The organism is Chitinophaga sp. CF418, assembly GCF_900142925.1.
Lineage (GTDB): Bacteria > Bacteroidota > Bacteroidia > Chitinophagales > Chitinophagaceae > Chitinophaga.
Map to the genome: position 1 here is coordinate 110,344 of NZ_FRCN01000017.1, position 19,431 is coordinate 129,774.

17 protein-coding genes are annotated in these 19,431 nt (G+C 48.0%); 14 read left to right on the top strand and 3 right to left on the bottom strand.

The genetic code is table 11. The annotated features are described in order from the left end of the window. Nucleotides 1–6 precede the first annotated feature (6 nt). From F3I09_RS30230 to F3I09_RS30255, 6 genes are all read left to right on the top strand, one after another. Nucleotides 7–735: a TolC family protein gene (locus F3I09_RS30230; RefSeq protein WP_149698791.1), complete on the top strand. Its 729-nt coding sequence runs from the start codon at nt 7–9 to the stop codon at nt 733–735. A gap of 48 nt (nt 736–783) precedes the next feature. Further along, nucleotides 784–2,430: a hypothetical protein gene (locus F3I09_RS30235; RefSeq protein ID WP_149698792.1), complete on the top strand. Its 1,647-nt coding sequence runs from the start codon at nt 784–786 to the stop codon at nt 2,428–2,430. Then, nucleotides 2,430–3,590 (top strand): acyltransferase, encoded by a 1,161-nt coding sequence (locus F3I09_RS30240; protein ID WP_149698793.1) that lies wholly within the window; start codon nt 2,430–2,432, stop codon nt 3,588–3,590. Before F3I09_RS30235 ends, F3I09_RS30240 begins: the two co-directional genes overlap by 1 nt. Nucleotides 3,591–3,593: 3 nt before the next feature. Then, the gene (locus F3I09_RS30245) at nt 3,594–4,376 is read left to right on the top strand and encodes a hypothetical protein (RefSeq protein ID WP_149698794.1); all 783 of its coding nucleotides are present in this window, start codon (nt 3,594–3,596) and stop codon (nt 4,374–4,376) included. Continuing rightward, nucleotides 4,373–4,948 carry a gluconate 2-dehydrogenase subunit 3 family protein gene (locus F3I09_RS30250; RefSeq protein WP_188134017.1) on the top strand — a complete coding sequence of 192 codons (576 nt, stop codon included), beginning with the start codon at nt 4,373–4,375 and terminating at the stop codon, nt 4,946–4,948. The genes F3I09_RS30245 and F3I09_RS30250 overlap by 4 nt, the downstream gene beginning before the upstream one ends. A 120-nt stretch (nt 4,949–5,068) precedes the next feature. Continuing rightward, entirely contained in the window at nt 5,069–6,769 is a 1,701-nt protein-coding gene (locus tag F3I09_RS30255) for a GMC oxidoreductase (protein WP_188134018.1), read from the top strand. Between the two features lie 65 nt (nt 6,770–6,834). Here F3I09_RS30255 and F3I09_RS30260 read toward each other — a convergent pair whose 3' ends face one another. The 3 genes from F3I09_RS30260 to F3I09_RS30270 all read right to left on the bottom strand — a co-directional run bounded on the left by F3I09_RS30260 (nt 6,835) and on the right by F3I09_RS30270 (nt 9,743). Continuing rightward, the gene (locus F3I09_RS30260; protein WP_149698797.1) at nt 6,835–7,272 is read right to left on the bottom strand and encodes a nucleoside deaminase; all 438 of its coding nucleotides are present in this window, start codon (nt 7,270–7,272) and stop codon (nt 6,835–6,837) included. A gap of 219 nt (nt 7,273–7,491) precedes the next feature. Continuing rightward, entirely contained in the window at nt 7,492–8,745 is a 1,254-nt protein-coding gene (gene metK, locus F3I09_RS30265; protein WP_149698798.1) for a methionine adenosyltransferase, read from the bottom strand. A 179-nt stretch (nt 8,746–8,924) separates the two neighbouring features. Next, entirely contained in the window at nt 8,925–9,743 is an 819-nt protein-coding gene (locus F3I09_RS30270) for a glycogen/starch synthase (RefSeq protein ID WP_089836248.1), read from the bottom strand. Nucleotides 9,744–9,852: 109 nt separating this feature from the next. Between F3I09_RS30270 and panC the strand changes: the two genes are divergently transcribed. The 8 genes from panC (at nt 9,853) to F3I09_RS30310 (ending at nt 19,001) form a co-directional block, all read left to right on the top strand. After that, nucleotides 9,853–10,710, top strand: coding sequence for a pantoate--beta-alanine ligase (gene panC / locus F3I09_RS30275; protein WP_149698799.1), 858 nt, complete (start codon nt 9,853–9,855; stop codon nt 10,708–10,710). Between the two features lie 128 nt (nt 10,711–10,838). Next, nucleotides 10,839–11,183: an aspartate 1-decarboxylase gene (panD, locus tag F3I09_RS30280; protein WP_149698800.1), complete on the top strand. Its 345-nt coding sequence runs from the start codon at nt 10,839–10,841 to the stop codon at nt 11,181–11,183. Between the two features lie 27 nt (nt 11,184–11,210). After that, a complete protein-coding gene (locus tag F3I09_RS30285; protein WP_149698801.1) occupies nt 11,211–12,227 on the top strand; it encodes a lysylphosphatidylglycerol synthase transmembrane domain-containing protein in 1,017 nt (338 codons plus the stop codon). A 226-nt stretch (nt 12,228–12,453) separates the two neighbouring features. Beyond that, on the top strand, nt 12,454–14,610 hold the full coding sequence (gene ppk1 / locus F3I09_RS30290) for a polyphosphate kinase 1 (RefSeq protein WP_223233439.1): 2,157 nt from the start codon (nt 12,454–12,456) through the stop codon (nt 14,608–14,610). A gap of 78 nt (nt 14,611–14,688) precedes the next feature. Continuing rightward, nucleotides 14,689–15,570, top strand: a complete 882-nt coding sequence (locus F3I09_RS30295; RefSeq protein WP_149698802.1) for an exopolyphosphatase — start codon at nt 14,689–14,691, stop codon at nt 15,568–15,570. 60 nt (nt 15,571–15,630) lie between these two features. Continuing rightward, a complete protein-coding gene (panB, locus tag F3I09_RS30300; protein ID WP_149698803.1) occupies nt 15,631–16,446 on the top strand; it encodes a 3-methyl-2-oxobutanoate hydroxymethyltransferase in 816 nt (271 codons plus the stop codon). A 9-nt stretch (nt 16,447–16,455) separates the two neighbouring features. Then, nucleotides 16,456–17,343 (top strand): DUF1338 domain-containing protein, encoded by an 888-nt coding sequence (locus tag F3I09_RS30305; protein ID WP_149698804.1) that lies wholly within the window; start codon nt 16,456–16,458, stop codon nt 17,341–17,343. Nucleotides 17,344–17,471: 128 nt separating this feature from the next. Continuing rightward, nucleotides 17,472–19,001, top strand: a complete 1,530-nt coding sequence (locus F3I09_RS30310; protein ID WP_149698805.1) for an aldehyde dehydrogenase family protein — start codon at nt 17,472–17,474, stop codon at nt 18,999–19,001. Nucleotides 19,002–19,431: the final 430 nt, after the last annotated feature.

The following is a 19,431-nucleotide window of genomic DNA, read 5'->3' on the forward strand; positions in this document are numbered from 1 at the left end:
AACAGTATGAAAAAGGGACTTTTCTTCATTATTGGCTTGGTATTCTGTATATCTGTGCAGGCACAGAAAAAGGAAACCAGCCTTTATATCCCTCTCACCGATTCACCTGAAGTAGCACAATTGAAAGCAGTATTGGTAGAACTTGCCATGCAAAACCCCGCATTAAAGGTGTATGACAACAAGGCAAAAATTGCCAAGTATCAGCAAAACAAAGCCACAGCGGGATGGCTGAACATGTTCCAGGCATCAGGCAACCTGAACGAATACACTTTAAAAAACAACAGTAACAACGCTACGTTCTTTCCCAGGTATAACTTTTCACTGACCGTACCTCTTGGTAGTTTCCTTTATATCCCCAACGATGTGAAGATCGCCAAAACGGAAAGGAAAGTTGTCATCAATATGAAAGAGGAACAACAGCTGAAAATAAAGGCAGATGTGCTGAATGCCTATGAACTGTATGCTGCCAATAAAAAAATGCTGGAACTGGAAGTGCCATTGCTGGAAGATGTGTACAATCATTACAAACAGACAGAAGAAAAATTCTCCGGCGGAGATAAAGAAATCTCTGTAGAAACGCTGAACATCGCCTACAGAAGCTATAATGAGGAGATGGTAAGAAAAGTGATGCTGGAAAGGGATATCAGGCAGGCTAAGATAGAACTGGAAAGACTGATCGGCATCAGCTTTGAAGAAGCGGTACTGCAATCACAGGCAAGGACCTTTAACAAATAGTGTAATCAAGGGATAATGAGATATTACGTCCAAAAAAACTACCCTGTCATGACCACCTTACTGCTGTTGGCGGTATTGCTGGTCATGGCCTGCCAGCAGGTGCTGACGCAGACGGGTGGCCATTTCTGTTACCCACTGGATGACACCTTCATTCACATGTCTATTGCGAAGAACTTTGCATTGCATGGCGTATGGGGTATCAATGCGCAGGAGTTCAGCGCAGCCAGCTCCTCCCCTTTGTATACACTAATTCTGGCTGCATTTTTCAAAGCAGGCATCAACAGCATCTGGATGCCATTTTATATCAATGTGTGCTTTGCTTTCCTGCTGGTTGTGATGACAGACAAACTCTTACAACGTTTCAGTCTGCCTGCATCTGTCAGATGTATTACTTTGCTTTCGCTTGTCATACTGGTGCCGGTGCCGGTGATGGTTGCAAGCGGCATGGAGCATATGCTGCACGCCTTCCTGGCCATGTGGATGTTATATCTGTCTGTCGAGTTTCTGACACCGGATAATACCACCCGCAACCAGGTATTGTTACTGTCACTGGTGGCCGGACTGGCTATCCTGGCCCGCTTTGAATCATTATTCCTGCTGGCCGGTATAATCGTGGCCGGTATATATAACAGGCGCTGGCAACAGACAGGCGTAGTGCTGTTACTGTCGCTGGTACCATTGATCATATTCGGGTACATCTCTGTACGGCATGGTGGTTATTTCCTGCCCAACTCCGTATTGCTGAAGGCCAGCAAACTGGCAGGCGGGCCTTCACAGCTGATGAGCAGCCTGCAGGAGATTGTGGTCTACAAACTGTTGTACGGCAATAACACCATGGTGAACATTTTTACCAACAAGTACTACCCGGAAGGCTCTTCATCGCTGTCAGGCACTACAGTGGTAAGAATGCTGCTGATCATCCCCATACTGATCATATTACTGCGGCCCAATCACGATAATGTCAACACCATCGGTAAGATGAAACAGCTGGCCTGCATACCGCTGATCAACACATTCCTGCATATGGCCCTGGCCGCAGTGGGCTGGCTGTTCCGGTATGAGGCTTATCTCCTGGCGCTGGATATTACAGTAGTAGCTATACTATTGTATTACTACTATCGTCAGCTTAGCCGTAGTCAGCGACATTACTCCCTGCTGGAAAAAGCGGTAGGCGCCTTCCTGTTGCTCTTTGCATTTGCGCCAATAGCATTAAGAGCTGTGGGTGCATTTCACAACCTGCCAGCGGCAGCGCGTAATATCTATGAGCAGCAGTACCAGATGGGGCGCTTTCTGCAAACCAACTATCAGCATACTGCGGTAGCTGCGAATGATGTAGGGGCGGTAAGTTATCTGTCTGACAACAGGATACTGGACCTCTGGGGACTGGGTAACAATGTAGTGGCTGCCGGAAAGCTCCATGGGCAATATTCCCCGCAGTTCCTGGAGCGGTTTACCCGCCAGGAGCATGTAAAGATCGCAGTGGTATATGATACCTGGTTTGACAGCACGCTCTTGCAGCAATGGAGCAAGATAGCTTCCTGGAAGATAGCGAACAATGTGATCTGCGGGGGTGACGAGGTGTTCTTTTATGCGGTGGACCCTGCAGAGGCAACATCCCTGTATAATAAACTGGCGGCATACAAACCATTGTTGCCGCCTGGTGTAACGGTCACCTATTATCCTATTCATCTGTAATGCAAACACAGACTAACTATATTAAAAGCCTGGATGGCGTTCGTGCCATTGCGATACTGCTGGTAATGGCATTCCATTTCGGCGTTATCCGCTTTGGCTGGATGGGAGTACAACTTTTCTTTGTGCTCTCCGGCTTCCTTATCAGCAGCATACTGCTGAAGGAAAAGGATAAGCCATCCCCGCTGCCCCAACGCCTCAAAAAGTTCTGGATCAGGAGAAGCCTGCGCATTTTCCCCCTGTACTACATTTACCTCACGGTATTTGTGGTCATCTGCGCCTTTACGGCTTTTCCTCCAGGCTATTTCAGGGACCTGCCCTATTTATACTCCTATACCTTCAACCTGACCAGGATCGCTAACAGCTGGCATGAAAGTCCGGTGTATACGCATTTCTGGTCGCTCTGTGTAGAAGAACAGTTTTACCTGTTCTTCCCTTTCATCGTTTTCCTGCTTTCCAGGTCCACCCTGCGGGTATTGCTGGTAGTGGTACTTATAGCGGGCCCGATCTTCCGCTGGTCTTTCGGCAACTACCTGGCACAAATCGGTAAAACACCCTTTGAAGTATTCGATGTGATCTACTGGTTTCCGCTCAGTCACCTGGATGCCTTCTTTACAGGAACCGCTATTCCACTGCTGGGACTGAAAGACCGGATCAAAAAGCCCCAAAGGCTGTTCGCACTGGGCTGTTTGCTGGCGCTCGGAGCAGGTTTAATCAATTACTTCTTCGAAAGCCATGGACATTCGCTGCCAACATCTATGGGGTACAACTTCGGAGACGTGAACAGTCATCAGCATGTCTGGTATTACACGGTGCTGAACCTGTTTACCGCCTCCTTACTACTGTTGCTGGTTTCTTCCTACAACAGTGTGCCAGGCAATTTTATAAAGGGAATTCTGGAGAACAACATCCTGGTAGCAATAGGAAAGGTCTCCTACGGTATGTACATTTTGCATTGGGTCATACAAACGCAGCTGGTAGAACGATGGCTCTCCGTCAGCGAAAGCAACAAATACTGGTTATTCCTGATAGATGTACCGGTGGTGTATGTTTTCGCACTACTCAGCTTTCATTTCATAGAACAACGATTTACTCAACTTAAAGATAAATTCACTACCGGCAACACACCGGTAAAAGCCACCACACTCAGCACAAAAAACTAGACAATGAAAAAAGTATTATTACTTGCCACGCTGACTATCCCCAGCCTGGCAGGCGCTCCTGGTATACCAGGAGCCTTCAGGGAAATTATTGTCCCGACCGATGAATATCATCAGGTGCCAGCTTTACTACACGTTCCGCAGGGAAGCCCTAAAGAAAAGTTTCCGCTGATCGTTTGTTTCCATGGAAAAAGCATCGCAGGTCACGACATTTCAAAATTGTTCAGGGAAGGTATCCCCCGTCAGATCAAGGAAGGCCGTAAGATAGAGGCTGTCAACAAAGCAGACGGTAAGCTCTACAAGTTTGCGGTACTGGCCCCGCTGGCAGAAAGCTGGGGCATCAATCCACCACAACTGGAATTTATCCTGAATGATGTATTGAAGAAATACCCTATTGACGCTGACCGCATCTATCTGACAGGATACAGTGCAGGCGGATGGTGTACGCTGATGTCAATGACAGAAAGCAAACACCTCACCTCCCGTATTGCAGCCACCGTGCCCATGTCGCCCGCGCCTATGTACCCGGAGAATTATGGCAGGTTTAAGCTGGTGTCAGATGCGGGATTGCACTCATGGTACTTTGCCGGCACTGCGGAGCCCCAATTCCTGGAGAACAGCCTTCGCTGCATAGATAGTACCAATCACTATCAGAAAGGCCTTGTAAAGCTCACAAAACACGGAAAAGCGCATACCGGCTGGCATGAGTTCTACGATCCTGCCTACAGGGACAGTACGGACAACCTGAGCATTTATGAATGGATGCTTCAATACAAGAGAAAAAAATGAACCGGAGGAAAGCCCTGGGCAGTTTATTGCTCTTAGCCGGCGCCGGAGCGGCTGCATGGTCTGGCATCAGGCTGCGTAACCTGTACAGCACTCCCGATCTGGGAAAGCTACAGGAACATACGGAACTGATCACCGAACTGGCGGAAACCATTATACCCGCCACAGACACGCCGGGCGCCAAAGCTGCAGGTATCACCCCATTCATCATCCGGATGATCCGGGACTGCACCCCTAAAAAGGAACAGAACCGCTTTCTCATTGGACTGGATGAAGTGGACGCTTATACCAGCAACCACTACAATCGCCCTTTTGCCCGCTGTAACATTGAACAGCGCACGGCAATTGCCGCTCATTTCGAAAGGCGCGACCGCCCTTATAAAGGCATCGCCGGAAAGATCAGCCACAAGGTCATGGGAGACTCCTTCTTTGTCATCATGAAGAAGTACACCGTAATCGGCTACTGTACTTCCATGGAAGGAGCTACGCGCGGCCTTGCTTATGACTACGTGCCGGGACATTACCTGGGCGCTGTAAGATTGAAGCCCGGCCAGAAGGCCTGGGCCACAGAATAGTAACTGGTTGTCATGAATGTTTAACGAGAATCAGCAGGACAAGGAAACATCAGATGGAGAATACAGCGCTGCCACCAGGAGATGTATCGCAGCCTAACCAGTTAATCCTTTAAGAAAATCATGAATCTGAACATTAAAAGTGCTCAGCAACGCACCTATGATGCTATCGTCATTGGCTCTGGCATCAGCGGAGGCTGGGCGGCCAAAGAGTTATGTGAAAAAGGACTGAAAACATTAGTATTGGAAAGAGGACGCAATGTAGAGCATGTCAAAGACTATGTAACCACCTTTAAAACACCCTGGGAGTTTCAGCACGGGGGACTAAATACGGAAAAGGACCTCTCAGAAGATCCTGTCCAGAGCGCGGAATACAACGAAGGCAACAGGCATTTCTTTGTACGCGATAAAGAGCACCCCTATATACAGGAAAAGCCTTTCAACTGGATCAGAGGATACCAGGTAGGCGGTCGTTCCCTGACATGGGGACGCCAGAGCTACCGTTTGAGTGATCTCGATTTTGAGGCCAACCTAAAAGACGGTCACGCTGTGGACTGGCCTATCCGCTATCAGGACATTGCGCCCTGGTACAGCTATGTGGAACAGTTTGCAGGCATCAGCGGGCAGCCGGAAGGACTGGCGCAACTACCTGATGGCGAGTTCCTCCCTCCCATGGAAATGAACATACTGGAAAAACATTTCCGGGAGCAGGTAAAGCAGCGCTTTGACGGACGTTGCGTCACTATCGGCAGAGTAGCTAACCTGACACGTGGCTGGCGTGGACGCGCCCCCTGCCAGTACCGTAACCTGTGCAGCCGTGGATGTCCTTATGGCGGTTATTTCAGCAGTAACGCCGCTACCCTGCCCGCAGCTGCGGCTACAGGCAATATGACGCTACGCCCCTTTTCCATCGTATCAGAGATCCTGTATGACAAAGAAAAAGGAAGCGCCAGCGGCGTACGCATAATAGATGCGGAGACTAAAGAGGTGATCGACTTCTATGCGAAGATCATTTTCCTGAACGCCTCCACCATTGGTTCTGCCTTTGTACTGCTACACTCCACTTCGGATGCTTTCCCCAATGGCCTTGGCAACTCCAGCGACCTGGTAGGACGGCACCTGATGGACCACCATTTCAAGGTGGGTGCTATGGGCGATTATCATGGCATGGAGGACTGGTATTACGAAGGCAGAAGGCCTACAGGCATCTATATTCCCCGCTTCCGTAACCTGGGCGATACCGCCTCTAAACGCGATTATTTACGTGGTTTTGGCTACCAGGGATACGGAGAGCGAGAAGGCTGGATGTATACCGGCCTCACGGAAGACGGCTTCGGCAAATCATTCAAAGATAAACTGCTGCGCCCCGGCAAGTGGTCATTCTGGCTGGGCGCCTGGGGCGAGACATTGCCCTATGCCGATAACAGGGTTACGCTGGATACTACTCAACGCGATAAATGGGACCTGCCATTGGCCAGGGTGGCATTTAGCATCCGGGACAATGAAATGGCCATGCGCCAGGACATGCAGCACAGTGCAGCGGAAATGCTGGAAGAAAGCGGCTTTTCAAATGTAACTGGCTTTGATTACCATTACGTCGGAGGAGAATGTGTACATGAGATGGGCACTGCCCGTATGGGAAGAGACCCGAAGACATCTGTGCTCAATGGCAATAACCAGCTGCACGAGGTAAAGAACGTCTTTATAACAGATGGCAGTTGTATGACTTCGTCGGCCTGTCAGAATCCATCACTGACATATATGGCGCTGACAGCAAGAGCCTGTGATTTTGCTGTCGGAGAACTAAAGAAGGGAAACCTCTGATCTTTTATTGATAAACCGTCCACAAGCAATGAAAAGGGCTGTCTCTGATTGAGGCAGCTTCTTTTTTATTCACCTATATCCTCATTCCAGAGCTCAGGATGCTGCTGAATGAACGTTTGCATCATCTCTATACATTCCTCATTATTTTCTACAGTCAGTCCCACATTATGGGCTTTTAACAGCCCCTCTGCACCCATGAATGTTTTATTCTCGCCGATCACAACTTTCGGGATGCCGTATAGCAGTATGGCGCCGGTACACATTGGACAGGGAGATAATGTTGTATACAGTACGCATTCTCTGTAAGTAGCCGCCGTAAGCCTTCCTGCATTTTCAAGCGCGTCCATTTCCCCATGCAGGATAACACTGCCTTTCTGTACCCTGCGGTTATGTCCACGGCCGATGATTTCTCCTTTATGTACAAGCACAGATCCAATAGGGATACCACCTTCGTTAAGGCCCTTTAATGCCTCTTCTATTGCGGCTTTCATGAAATTGTCCATAGCATTATATCTTGATAGTTGGAAAATGGGGGAATTCAAGTGACAGCTGTTACCGCTTATGCAACACTGCGTATATTCTAATATACAGTATAATTCCCGAATTACGGGAGAGATACGGTGGTACATTCCATGCAGGTCTCCCCGGGCTTGCATCATTCGAAATAAAAAAACCGCCTCATATGAGACGGTCCTTTTAAAATTATTTCTCAGCAGATACTATTACAATCCGAAAGCCGATTTTACTTTGTCAACATAATCCAGTTTTTCCCAGGTAAACAGTTCCACTTCTACTTTCTTCTCATTCTTTTTACCCTTGTTGAATACCTTGGTAACTACCTTGCTGTCGCGGCCCATGTGACCATAAGCTGCTGTATCGCTGTAGATAGGATTACGCAGTTTCAGACGCTGCTCGATAGCGTACGGACGCAGGTCGAAGATCTGTTCTACCTTTTTGGCGATCTCACCATCGGTCAGTTTTACTTTGGCTGTACCGCGGGTATCAATGAAGAGACCACAAGGTTTAGCCACACCGATTGCGTAAGATACCTGTACCAGCGCTTCGTCGCAAAGACCTGCAGCTACCAGGTTTTTAGCGATGTGACGGGTAGCATAAGCCGCAGAACGGTCTACTTTGGAAGGATCTTTACCGGAGAAGGCACCACCACCGTGAGCACCTTTACCACCGTAGGTATCAACGATGATCTTACGGCCGGTTAAGCCCGTATCACCGTGAGGACCACCGATCACGAACTTACCGGTTGGGTTGATATGATAAGTGATCTTGTCATTGAACAGTGCCTGTAATTCTGGTTTCAGCTGGGCCTTTACGCGAGGGATCAGGATGTTGATCATGTCGCTCTTGATCTTAGCCAGCATCTTGTCTTCAGCATCGAAATCATCGTGCTGTGTAGAGATAACGATGGTGTCAATACGAACAGGCTTGTTATCGTCAGAATATTCGATGGTCACCTGTGACTTTGCATCAGGACGCAGGTAAGCTATCTCTTTATTCTCGCGGCGAACAGCTGCCAGTTCGATCAGTAGTTTGTGAGCGAGGTCCAGCGCCAGTGGCATATAGTTTTCAGTTTCGCGGGTAGCATAACCGAACATCATACCCTGGTCACCAGCGCCCTGTTCTTCAGGGTTCTTACGCTCAACGCCCTGGTTGATATCCGGAGACTGCTCATGAATAGCAGAGAAGATACCACAGGAGTTAGCCTCGAACATGTATTCACTCTTTGTATAGCCTATCTTACGGATTACCTCACGAGCAATTTCCTGCACATCCAGGTAAGCTTCAGATTTTACTTCACCAGCCAGAACTACCTGACCGGTTGTCACTAACGTTTCACAAGCTACTTTTGAAGTGGTATCATAAGCAAGGAAATGATCAATCAGTGCGTCGGATATCTGATCGGCCACTTTATCCGGATGGCCTTCGGAAACAGATTCTGAGGTAAATAAATAAGGCATAAAATAATTGAATTTCGCTTTTAGATTAGTATTGAATTAGTACAATTTACCAACTTTTTGCATTTTGGTGGTATGCCTCATGGTAAACTGGGGCAAAAATAGGAAAATAGTTTGAGAATGAGCTTTTCAGCGAATAAAAAAAGCCCCGCTCGAAACGGGGCTTTTCTGTAGAGAAAAAATTATTTTCCAAGTAGCTGGGTATATAATTGCAGATAATCCGCGAGGTCCTCATTGTCCTTTTTGTAAGGGAGAATGATCTTGCCTTTTTCCGCTTTCAGTTCATCCACTACTTTCTTTTCTGTCTTTTCACCTGCCAGTACCACAGCATCGGCATATTTACCGGCGCCTCTGTTCAGGGCACTGTTGGTACCTTCTTTATATAACTCCAGGTCTTTTTCTTTGATCTGGGTGCTGATAGTAGCCTTCTTCACAAAGCCGGCGCCCAGTTTTTCCTTAAAGGAATTAGGCTCCATGGAGTATACCACTTTGGAATGGGCAAATACCGGTTCTTTCTTGTAAGCAGTCTTCAGGTATAAAGGGATCAGTGAAGTCATCCATCCGCTACAGTGAATAATGTCCGGCGGCCAGCCAAACTTCTTTACTGTTTCCAGCGCTCCTTTACAGAAAAATACTGCACGGGCTGCATTATCGTCATAGAATTGCTCGTTTTCGTCCGTGAACAGTGTCTTACGCTTGAAGTAATCTTCATTGTCCAGGAAATAAACCTGCAAACGGGCATTGGGCAATGATGCCACCTTGATAATCAACGGATAATCGTCACCCTCTATCACAATGTTAATGCCAGACAGTCTTACCACCTCGTGTAACCGGTGCCTTCTCTCGTTGATAATGCCAAACCGGGGCATGATCACCCGCACTTCCAGCCCGGACTCATTGGACTTAATTGCCATTTTATTGACCATATTCGCATACTCTGTTAATTCCAGATAAGGCGACATTTCCTGAGCAATAAAAAGAATTCGTTTCTTTGTGGACATCTAATGCTGATATTAATGCAGTAATTTTAAATTTGGTTTGCAAAATTACGGATTTTTAACGGAAGAAAAGACAAATTGGCACTTTTAACATCCTTTTAAGCAATAAATTATGTATCTGTTCAAGCGGAAAGACGATCTCGAAAGGCACTTATCAACAGCACGGAAAGAGGGTAAACGTATTGGTTTTGTGCCAACTATGGGCGCATTGCATCAGGGCCATCTGTCCCTTATTGGAGCCGCAAAAGAAAACACCGACCTCGTCGTGTGCAGCATATTTGTCAACCCGACCCAGTTTAATGATCCGGCAGATTTTGAGAAATATCCCATTACAATAGACCAGGACATTCTGCAGCTTACCGGCGCCGGCAACGATGTACTGTTCCTGCCATCTGTGCAGGAAATGTACCCAACGGGGCTGGCCCCCGAAATGCACTATGACTTCGGTCCCCTCGAAACGGTACTGGAAGGCGCCCACCGCCCCGGACACTTCCAGGGTGTTGGCCAGGTGGTACATAAGCTGTTAAGCCTCGTTCAGCCCGACAAGCTCTTCATGGGACAGAAGGACTTTCAGCAGTGCCTGATAATCAACCGTCTGATCAAACTGTTACATTTAGACGTTGAGCTGGTCATCTGCCCTACCCTCCGTGAACAGGATGGGCTGGCCATGAGCAGCCGAAACCTCCGCCTCAATCCGGCAGAAAGACAGAACGCCCTGCACATTTCCCGTGCGCTATATTATATAAAAGATCATCTCACCCAGGCCCCCCTGACGGAAATAGCAGGCAAGGCCATTAACGAGCTGAAAGGTAATGGTTTCGATGTTGATTACCTCGATATGGTATCCATAGCGCCCGACGGGAACATCAATTTCCCCTCCGCTCCCGGTACAGATCCGCTTTATGCCGTCGTAGCCGCCAGGGAGATCAGCAGTAATGTCAGGCTGATCGACAATATGCAGGTAAACTGACCGGCAGGACCGTTTTTAACAACCGGTACTTCTCCCGGGGAGCACGCCGGGCGCTGCGGAGCACTGTATTATATTTTTTCCCTACTTTTGCCCTACACCAGACCCACAGTAGTGGGATATTTTTTATCATGCACATCGAAGTACTGAAAAGTAAAATACACAGAGCAGTTATCACCGAAGCGAACTTACAATACGTAGGAAGTATTACTATTGACGAAGATCTGCTGGAAGCTGCTAACCTTATCGAATACGAAAAAGTACAGGTAGTGAACGTAAATAACGGGGAACGCCTGGAAACCTATATCATCAAAGGAAAACGCGGTTCAGGTGTTGTTTGTATGAATGGCCCCGCTGCCCGCCTTTGCGCGGTTGGCGATATCGTTATCATCATCTCTTACGCATCTATGGACTTTGAGGAAGCTAAGAAGCATACCCCCATCGCCATATTCCCGAAAGAAAATAATAAATTGTAACCGCTGGATCCCAAAAAGACGATTACTATGCCCAAATTTTTGAAGTTCATCTGCTTTTTAGCCATTGGGCTAGGATTAGTCTGGCTTGTTACGCATAATCTTACAGATAAGGAGAAGGATGACATCTTCAACTCTTTAGAGCATGCTAATTACTGGCTGCTGATCCCTGTTATTATAGTCGGCATTGCCAGTCACTGGTACCGGGCTGTCCGCTGGAAGCTTATCATGGAGCCTATGGGCTATCATCCCGGTACACTGAATACATTCTTTGCCGTAATGGTAGGCTACCTGGCCAACCTGGCGGTGCCCCGCCTGGGAGAAGTGACCCGCTGCGGTATCGTAGCCCGTTATGAAAAGATCCCGGTAGATAAACTGGTAGGTACCATGATCGCGGAACGTGCTGTAGACATGCTGCTCCTGCTCATTCTCATGGTGATCACGATCGTTATTCAGATAGACGTGATCGGTGGACTGTTCATCGCAGAGATCTGGCATCCCATTGAGAATAAGCTGGGTAAAGCAGGCAGCGCCCGTTCACTGATCATCGTAGGCATCATCATCATACTTATATTACTCACTTATATTGTTTTCCGCCTCATTGCCCGTTCAAGGATAGGCATCAAGCTCCGTGCACTGGCCCATGGCGTATGGGACGGCATCCGTTCCATCGGTCAGATGGAAAAGAAAGGCTGGTTTATATTCTATTCAATACTGATCTGGATGATGTACTTCGCCATGATGTACCTGGGCTTTTATTGTATGCAGGAAACCCGTTACCTGGGACTGAAAGCCGCACTGGCAGTACTCATTATCGGCAGTGTAGGTATGATCGTAACACCCGGCGGTACCGGCGCTTACCAGTTCCTCGTACAAAGGACCCTCATGGTATATGGCGTGCTCGATACCACAGCTTATGCCTTCGGATGGATCGTATGGTCGGCCCAGACCCTGCTTGTACTCATCGTTGGCCTGGGTAGCCTGGTTGCCCTCCCCCTGCTGAACAAGTCACAGACTCCATCCGCAAAAGCCGGCCAGACAGTCTGAGACCGGCGCTAATGCCCTCCGGATCATCCCCCTATAAATGATATATACAAGTATATCTAAGAAATATACTATAGATTATTGCCTATGTGCTATTCACTGTGGCTTTATAATTCCTTATCTTTAAGAATGCGTATCAGAAATTTAACATAGGATCTATTCCAAAAATCTGTATTGTTGTGATTAGCAGTATTAAACCAGTATAACCACAACCGTTAAATATCTTCAGATGCGATTGTCAAACAGTGAGCCATTAGATATAAACATACAAGTTCCGGTGATGGAAAAGAAAAGCAATAGCAAAAAGATTGTGCCAATTAAGAAAGTTAAGATGATTCCCCGGGACATCAGCTGGCTGGCCTTTAACGCAAGAGTTTTACAGGAAGCAGCTGATAATACCGTACCCCTTCATGAACGCATCCGTTTCCTCGGTATTTTTTCGAACAACCTGGACGAATTTTTCCGCGTACGTGTTGCCACACTTAAAAGAATGCTGCTGGTTGGCAAGTCCACCCGTATGCATCTGGAAGAGAACCCCGATGAGATCCTGGACGAGATACAAAGCATGGTGATAGACCAGCAACGGGAGTTTGACCGCATCTGGGAAGGTATTGAAGACGAACTGAAGGACCATAAGATTTTCATTCGCACCGAAAAGCATCTCAATAAGGATCAGCAGAAATTCGTGCTCAACTACTTCAATGAAGAAGTACGTACCAATATTATTCCCCTGATGATCGAAAGTATCCAGCACTTTCCTTACCTCAGGGATAAATCCATTTATCTGGGCGTTGTACTGGCAAGGCAGGATAACTCCGTCAGGCAGAAGTTTGCGCTGATAGAGATTCCCACCTCCATCCTGCCCCGTTTCATCATCCTGCCTTCCAGGGAGGGTGAAGAAGATATCATCCTGCTGGAAGACGTGATCCGTTTCTGCCTGCCGCATATCTTCTCTTACTTCGGTTTTGACAAGTTCGCGGCGCATATCATCAAAGTAACAAGGGACGCGGAACTGGATATCGATAATGATATTTCCACAAGTCTGATACACCAGATCGAAAAAGGACTGAAGGACCGCCGTAAAGGGAAGCCGGTACGGTTTGTATACGATAAGGACATTGATCCGCTGCTGCTGGAATACCTCATGCGCCGCCTGGGTCTGTCCAGTAAGGACAACCTCATTCCGGGGTCCCGTATCCATAATTTCAAAGACTTTATGGATTTCCCTACCAGCGTATTTAAGGAAAGGTCCAATCCGCAGCGCAAGAGCTTCATCCATCCGCTGTTTGCCAACGCTTCCAGTGTGATGCACGTCATACAAATGCAGGATGTGATGCTGCATTTCCCCTACCACTCTTTTGATACCATCATAGACCTGCTCAGGGAAGCAGCTATTGATCCTAATGTGACCAGTATCAAGATCACGGCTTACAGGCTGGCCCGCAACTCCAAGATCGTCAATGCCCTGGTGAACGCCGTGCGCAATGGTAAACACGTGACTGTGGCCCTGGAACTAAGAGCCCGTTTTAATGAAGCTGACAACCTGGAATGGAAGACCCGCCTGGAAGATGAAGGGGTGAAAGTCCTGATTGGTATTCCCGGCCTGAAGATCCATGCCAAGCTGTGTGTTATCAAAAAACGCATCGGTACCAAGACCGTTCAATGTGGTTTTGTAAGCACCGGCAACCTGAATGAGAAAACGGCAAGGGTATATGGTGATCATTGCCTGCTCACAGCCAACAGGAACATCATGGCAGATATCAATCGCATTTTTGCCTACATGGAGAGCAGCAAGCATGATATCAAAATGCTGGAAGCCTGTCATACGCTTCCGGTAAGCCCTTATAGCATGCGTCCTTTCTTTATACGCCAGGTGGAAAAGGAGATCAAGAATACCCGTAATAAGAAAGGCGGTTCCATGATCATCAAAATGAACTCTCTCTCCGATCCGGAAATGATTGGCCTTTTATATGAAGCTGCAAAAGAAGGTGTGGACGTTAAGATGATCATTCGTGGTATCTGTTGCGCCTATACGGATAACAAGAAGTGGAAGAAGGATATCACAGCGGTCAGCATCGTGGACGAGTACCTGGAGCATGCCCGTGTATTTGTATTCGGTAAAGAAGGACAGGAAAAGGTGTTTATTGCCTCCTGCGACTGGATGCTGCGTAACCTCGACCACCGCGTGGAAGTGGCCATTCCTATTACAGACCCGGGTATCCAGCAGGAGCTGAAAGACATCCTGGCCATACAGCTGAGCGGTAACGTCAAGGCCCGTATCCTGGATAATGATCAGAAAAACGAATATAAACGTGATAACGGCAAGAAGATCAGGTCACAGATAGAGATTTTTAAATATCTCCACGAGAAACAATATAATAATTAGGAATTGGAGCGGGAATCAGGATTTGAGTATTGATTAATTCCTGATTCCTGATTCTAATAATTATATACATTTGCGCCCATGAAGCTTGCTGCCATTGATATCGGGTCCAACGCTGCCAGGCTGCTCATCTCTGAAGCGTCTCCCAACAGCCAGGGCCGGATGGATTTTACCAAAGTAAACCTGGTCAGGGTGCCTTTACGCCTCGGTCTTGATGTATTCACCGAAGGCGCTATTTCGGAAAAAAGAGCCGATCACCTGCTGAATACGATTAAAGCGTATAAGCTTTTACTGGAAGTGTATGAAGTCAGGTACCTGAAAGCCTGTGCTACATCAGCCATGCGCGATGCATCCAATTCCGGAGAGATCCTGCAGAACGTCCGGCAGCAGACCGGGATAGATATCAAAGTCATCTCCGGGCAGGAAGAAGCCTCTTTTCTGTACGAGAGCCATATAGCAGAAAACCTCGACAAGACCCGCTCTTACATGTATATCGATGTAGGGGGCGGTAGTACAGAGGTCACTCTCTTCAGTAACAACAGCCTGAAATATAAAGAGTCCTTCAATATCGGCACCATCCGCCTGATGCAGAACCAGGTGAAGGATGACCAGTGGCAGTATATGAAGGATGCCATCAAAGCCCGCCTCCGGGGCGTGAACAATGTCACAGCCATCGGTTCCGGCGGTAATATCAACAAGATCTTCTCCCTTTCCAAGCGTAAGGAAGGCAAACCGCTTACGCTGGACGTACTTAAAGACTACTACAAGGAATTCAACAGCTTTACCGTCGAAGAGCGTATCCATCTATATAATCTCCGGGAAGACCGTGCCGATGTGATCGTACCCGCCCTTCAGATCTACATTAACATTATGCGCTGGGCAGATGCCGAAGAGATATTTGTACCCAAGATCGGTCTGGCAGATGGTCTTATCCAGTCACTCTATGCAGAGATCAGCAGGTAATTTCCAAATATTGGTTACCTTACGCGCGCTTTTACTTATCACATATTAACAGTCATTAGGATGTCTACGCACAAAGAAGTTAAACGGATAACGACACATATACTGCAGAAAATGAAGGACGACGGAGAGAAGATCTCCATGATCACAGCTTATGACTATTCCATGGCCCGCATTTTTGATGATGCCGGTATGGATATCCTGCTGGTAGGCGATTCTGCATCTAATGTGATGGCCGGCTTTGAAACAACACTTCCCATAACGCTTGACCAGATGATCTACCACGGCGCTTCCGTGGTAAGGGCTATTAAACGGGCCTTTGTGGTGGTCGACCTTCCATTTGGTACATACCAGGGTAACTCCAAGGAAGCGCTGGCATCTACCATTCGTATTATGAAAGAAACCAGCGCCCATGGCGTAAAGATAGAAGGCGGTGAAGAGGTTATTGAATCGGTAAAACGCATTATCTCTGCCGGTGTGCCGGTAATGGGACACCTGGGACTCACCCCTCAGTCCATCAATAAGTTTGGTACCTATACCGTAAGGGCTACCGACGAGGCGGAAGCCCAGAAACTGATCAACGACGCCCGCCTGCTCCAGGATGCAGGCTGTTTTGCCATTGTATTGGAAAAAATCCCCGCCCAGCTGGGCAAACAGGTGTCGGAAGCCCTGCGGATCCCGACCATAGGCATAGGCGCCGGTAAGCATGTTGATGGCCAGGTACTGGTGATGCATGACATGCTGGGCATCAATAAGGACTTTAAACCACGTTTCCTGCGTCGCTATCTCAATTTATATGACGAAATTTACAAGGCATCGCAGCAATATATCCACGATGTGAAAGCCAAAGACTTTCCGAACGATAGCGAACAATATTAAAATTGTTTTATGTTAGACTATGTTCTTAGCGGTCTGATGCAGCGTTACCAGGCCCGGGTTCCCGACGTTGCAGCTATCATTGCCGCCATGATCAGTGAAAATCTGATCGAAGTTCCGGAAGACATTGAAAATGACCATATTGCCTTCCGTACAATAGGCGTACCCGAACTCGGGATACAATCGCTGGAGAAGATCTTCCTCCACTACGGTTACACCAGAAGGGATGCGTACCATTTCAAAGAAAAGAAACTGGACGCGTACTGGTATGCGCCCCCGCAACCTGGCTATCCCCGTATTTTTATCAGCGAGCTGAGGGTACAGGACCTGAGCCCTGCGGCCCAGCAGATCATTACCAGCTATACCAACGAGGTACTGGTAGACCCTGTCATGAACCTCAACCTGGACGATGGACCCGCAGTAGATGCCTTCCTGCACAGTTCACTGTGGCGTACACCTACCCTGCAGGACTACCAGGCACTGGCAGCCGAAAGCGAATATGCTGCCTGGGTGATCTACAACCGCTATTACCTGAACCATTTTACTATCAGTGTACAGAACCTTCCTGACGGTTACAATACGGTAGCAGACTTCAATAACTTCCTTGAAAAAGAGGGATTTGTGCTGAACAATGCCGGCGGCAAGATCAAGACCAGCCCTGATGGCCTGCTCCTGCAGAGTAGCACGGTGGCGAAGATGATCCCGGCAACCTTTGCCGGCGCTGAGGTTTATAAAATAGCAGGCTCCTACGTGGAATTCGCCGAGCGGAAGGTGTTGCCACAGTTTGCAGATCTTCCGGCAGATAAGATCACCCGTGCACACCGCCGGGAGGGATTTGAAGCCGGCAATGCAGACCGCATCTTTGAAAGCACTTACAGCTCACAGACAAACAAGCAATAATTACCGGTTGCCGGAGCCAACAGGATAGTCCTGCTACTCCGGCAACAGCCATATATTATCAACGTATTGCCGTTAACTCATACATACATCAAAACGCGCCGTGGCCCACACGGCATAAATAGTACAAAATGATCCAGGACATTCTGCAGCAATTACACATCAGCAACGTAAACAGTGGCGTCAGCACAGGTACTGCCTGGCTGGATGCAAAAGGAGAAAATATTCAGGCGTCCTCGCCCGTGGACGGGAAAGATATTGCCAGCGTCAAAGCGGCCAGCCATGCTGACTATGATGCAGTGATCGAAAAGGCGCAGGAAGCATTTAAGGAATGGCGTTTATGGCCCGCTCCCCGCCGTGGCGAGGTGGTGCGTCAGATGAGTGAAGCACTGCGGAAAAACAAGGAGGCGCTGGGCAAACTGGTGTCTTATGAAATGGGAAAAAGCCTGCAGGAAGGTTATGGAGAAGTGCAGGAAATGATCGACATCTGCGACTTTGCAGTAGGCCTCTCCCGTCAGTTGCACGGACTGAGCATGCATTCTGAACGTCCGGGACACAGGATGTACGAGCAATGGCATCCGCTGGGCGTTACAGGCATCATTTCAGCCTTTAATTTCCCCGTAGCAGTGTGGAGCTGGAATGCTATGCTTGCATGGGTTTGCGGCGACGTATGCGTCTGGAAACCATCAGAGAAAACACCTTTATCAGCTATTGCCTGTCAGCAGATTGTACAGGATGTGCTGAAAGCGAATAAAGTGCCGGAAGGCGTTTGCTGCCTGGTAACCGGCGGCCGTGAGGTAGGCGAATGGATGGCAGCAGATACCCGCATGCCACTGATCTCCGCTACCGGTTCCACCCGCATGGGTAAGGCCGTTGGCAGCATAGTAGGCGCACGTCTGGGACGCGCCCTGTTGGAACTGGGTGGTAATAATGCGATCATCATCACCGCCAATGCCGACCTCGATATGTCCCTCATCGGATGCGTATTCGGAGCAGTAGGCACCGCCGGCCAGCGTTGTACCAGTACCAGAAGGCTGATCATTCATGAAAGTGTATATGACGCATTTACACAGAAATTGGTGAAAGCATACCAGCAACTGCGCATTGGCAATCCACTGGATGAACATAACCACGTAGGACCCTTAATTGATAAGGACGCTGTTCGTCTTTACCAGGAATCCATCGAAAAGGTGAAAGCCCAGGGCGGCAGCTTCCTGGTGGAAGGAGGCGTGCTTTCTGGGGACGCTTATACATCCGGCTGTTATGTTAAACCTTGTATAGCCGCTGTGGAGAACGGCTATGCTATCGTACAGCATGAGACTTTTGCACCTATCCTGTATGTGATGAAATACAGCAATATAGAGGACGCCATCGCTATGCAGAATGGCGTGCCGCAGGGATTGTCGTCCGCTATTATGACGCTGAACCTGCGGGAAGCAGAATTGTTCCTGTCACAGTCAGGTTCCGACTGCGGTATTGCCAATGTCAATATCGGTACCTCCGGAGCGGAGATCGGCGGCGCATTTGGTGGAGAAAAGGAAACCGGCGGAGGCAGGGAAAGCGGTTCAGACGCCTGGAAGAATTACATGCGCAGGCAGACGAATACGATCAATTATTCTACGCAGCTCCCATTGGCTCAGGGTATCAGGTTTGATCTGTAAAAACTTTTTATTCCGCACACAATAACAGGAATGATAGGCCGTTTAATATGCGGATAACTTTTAAACTGATACTAATTACAATATATTATTAGCTTGTAGAAGCAGGTACCTTTCTTTCACAATTGCATGTGAGCGAACAATGTAGATCAAAAAGAATAGCGAGGTTAGAGAACCTCGCTTTTTCGTTAAACGGAAACCATGCTTATGAGAAAAGTAATCATAACTTTTTGGAAAGTTATCATGTACTCTTCCAGCTCTAAATATTACACTTTTTTCCGGAATTTCATATTCTACTTTTGTGGTATTTGCAACTATTTTTTGACGAACGGTCATTTTCAAAGGCCGATTTCAATGCAGCAGCGACTTCTGTGGCAACATTGTTCACTTTCCCAAAAAGAAAATTTCGCTCATATTCTTTTAATTGTTAAAT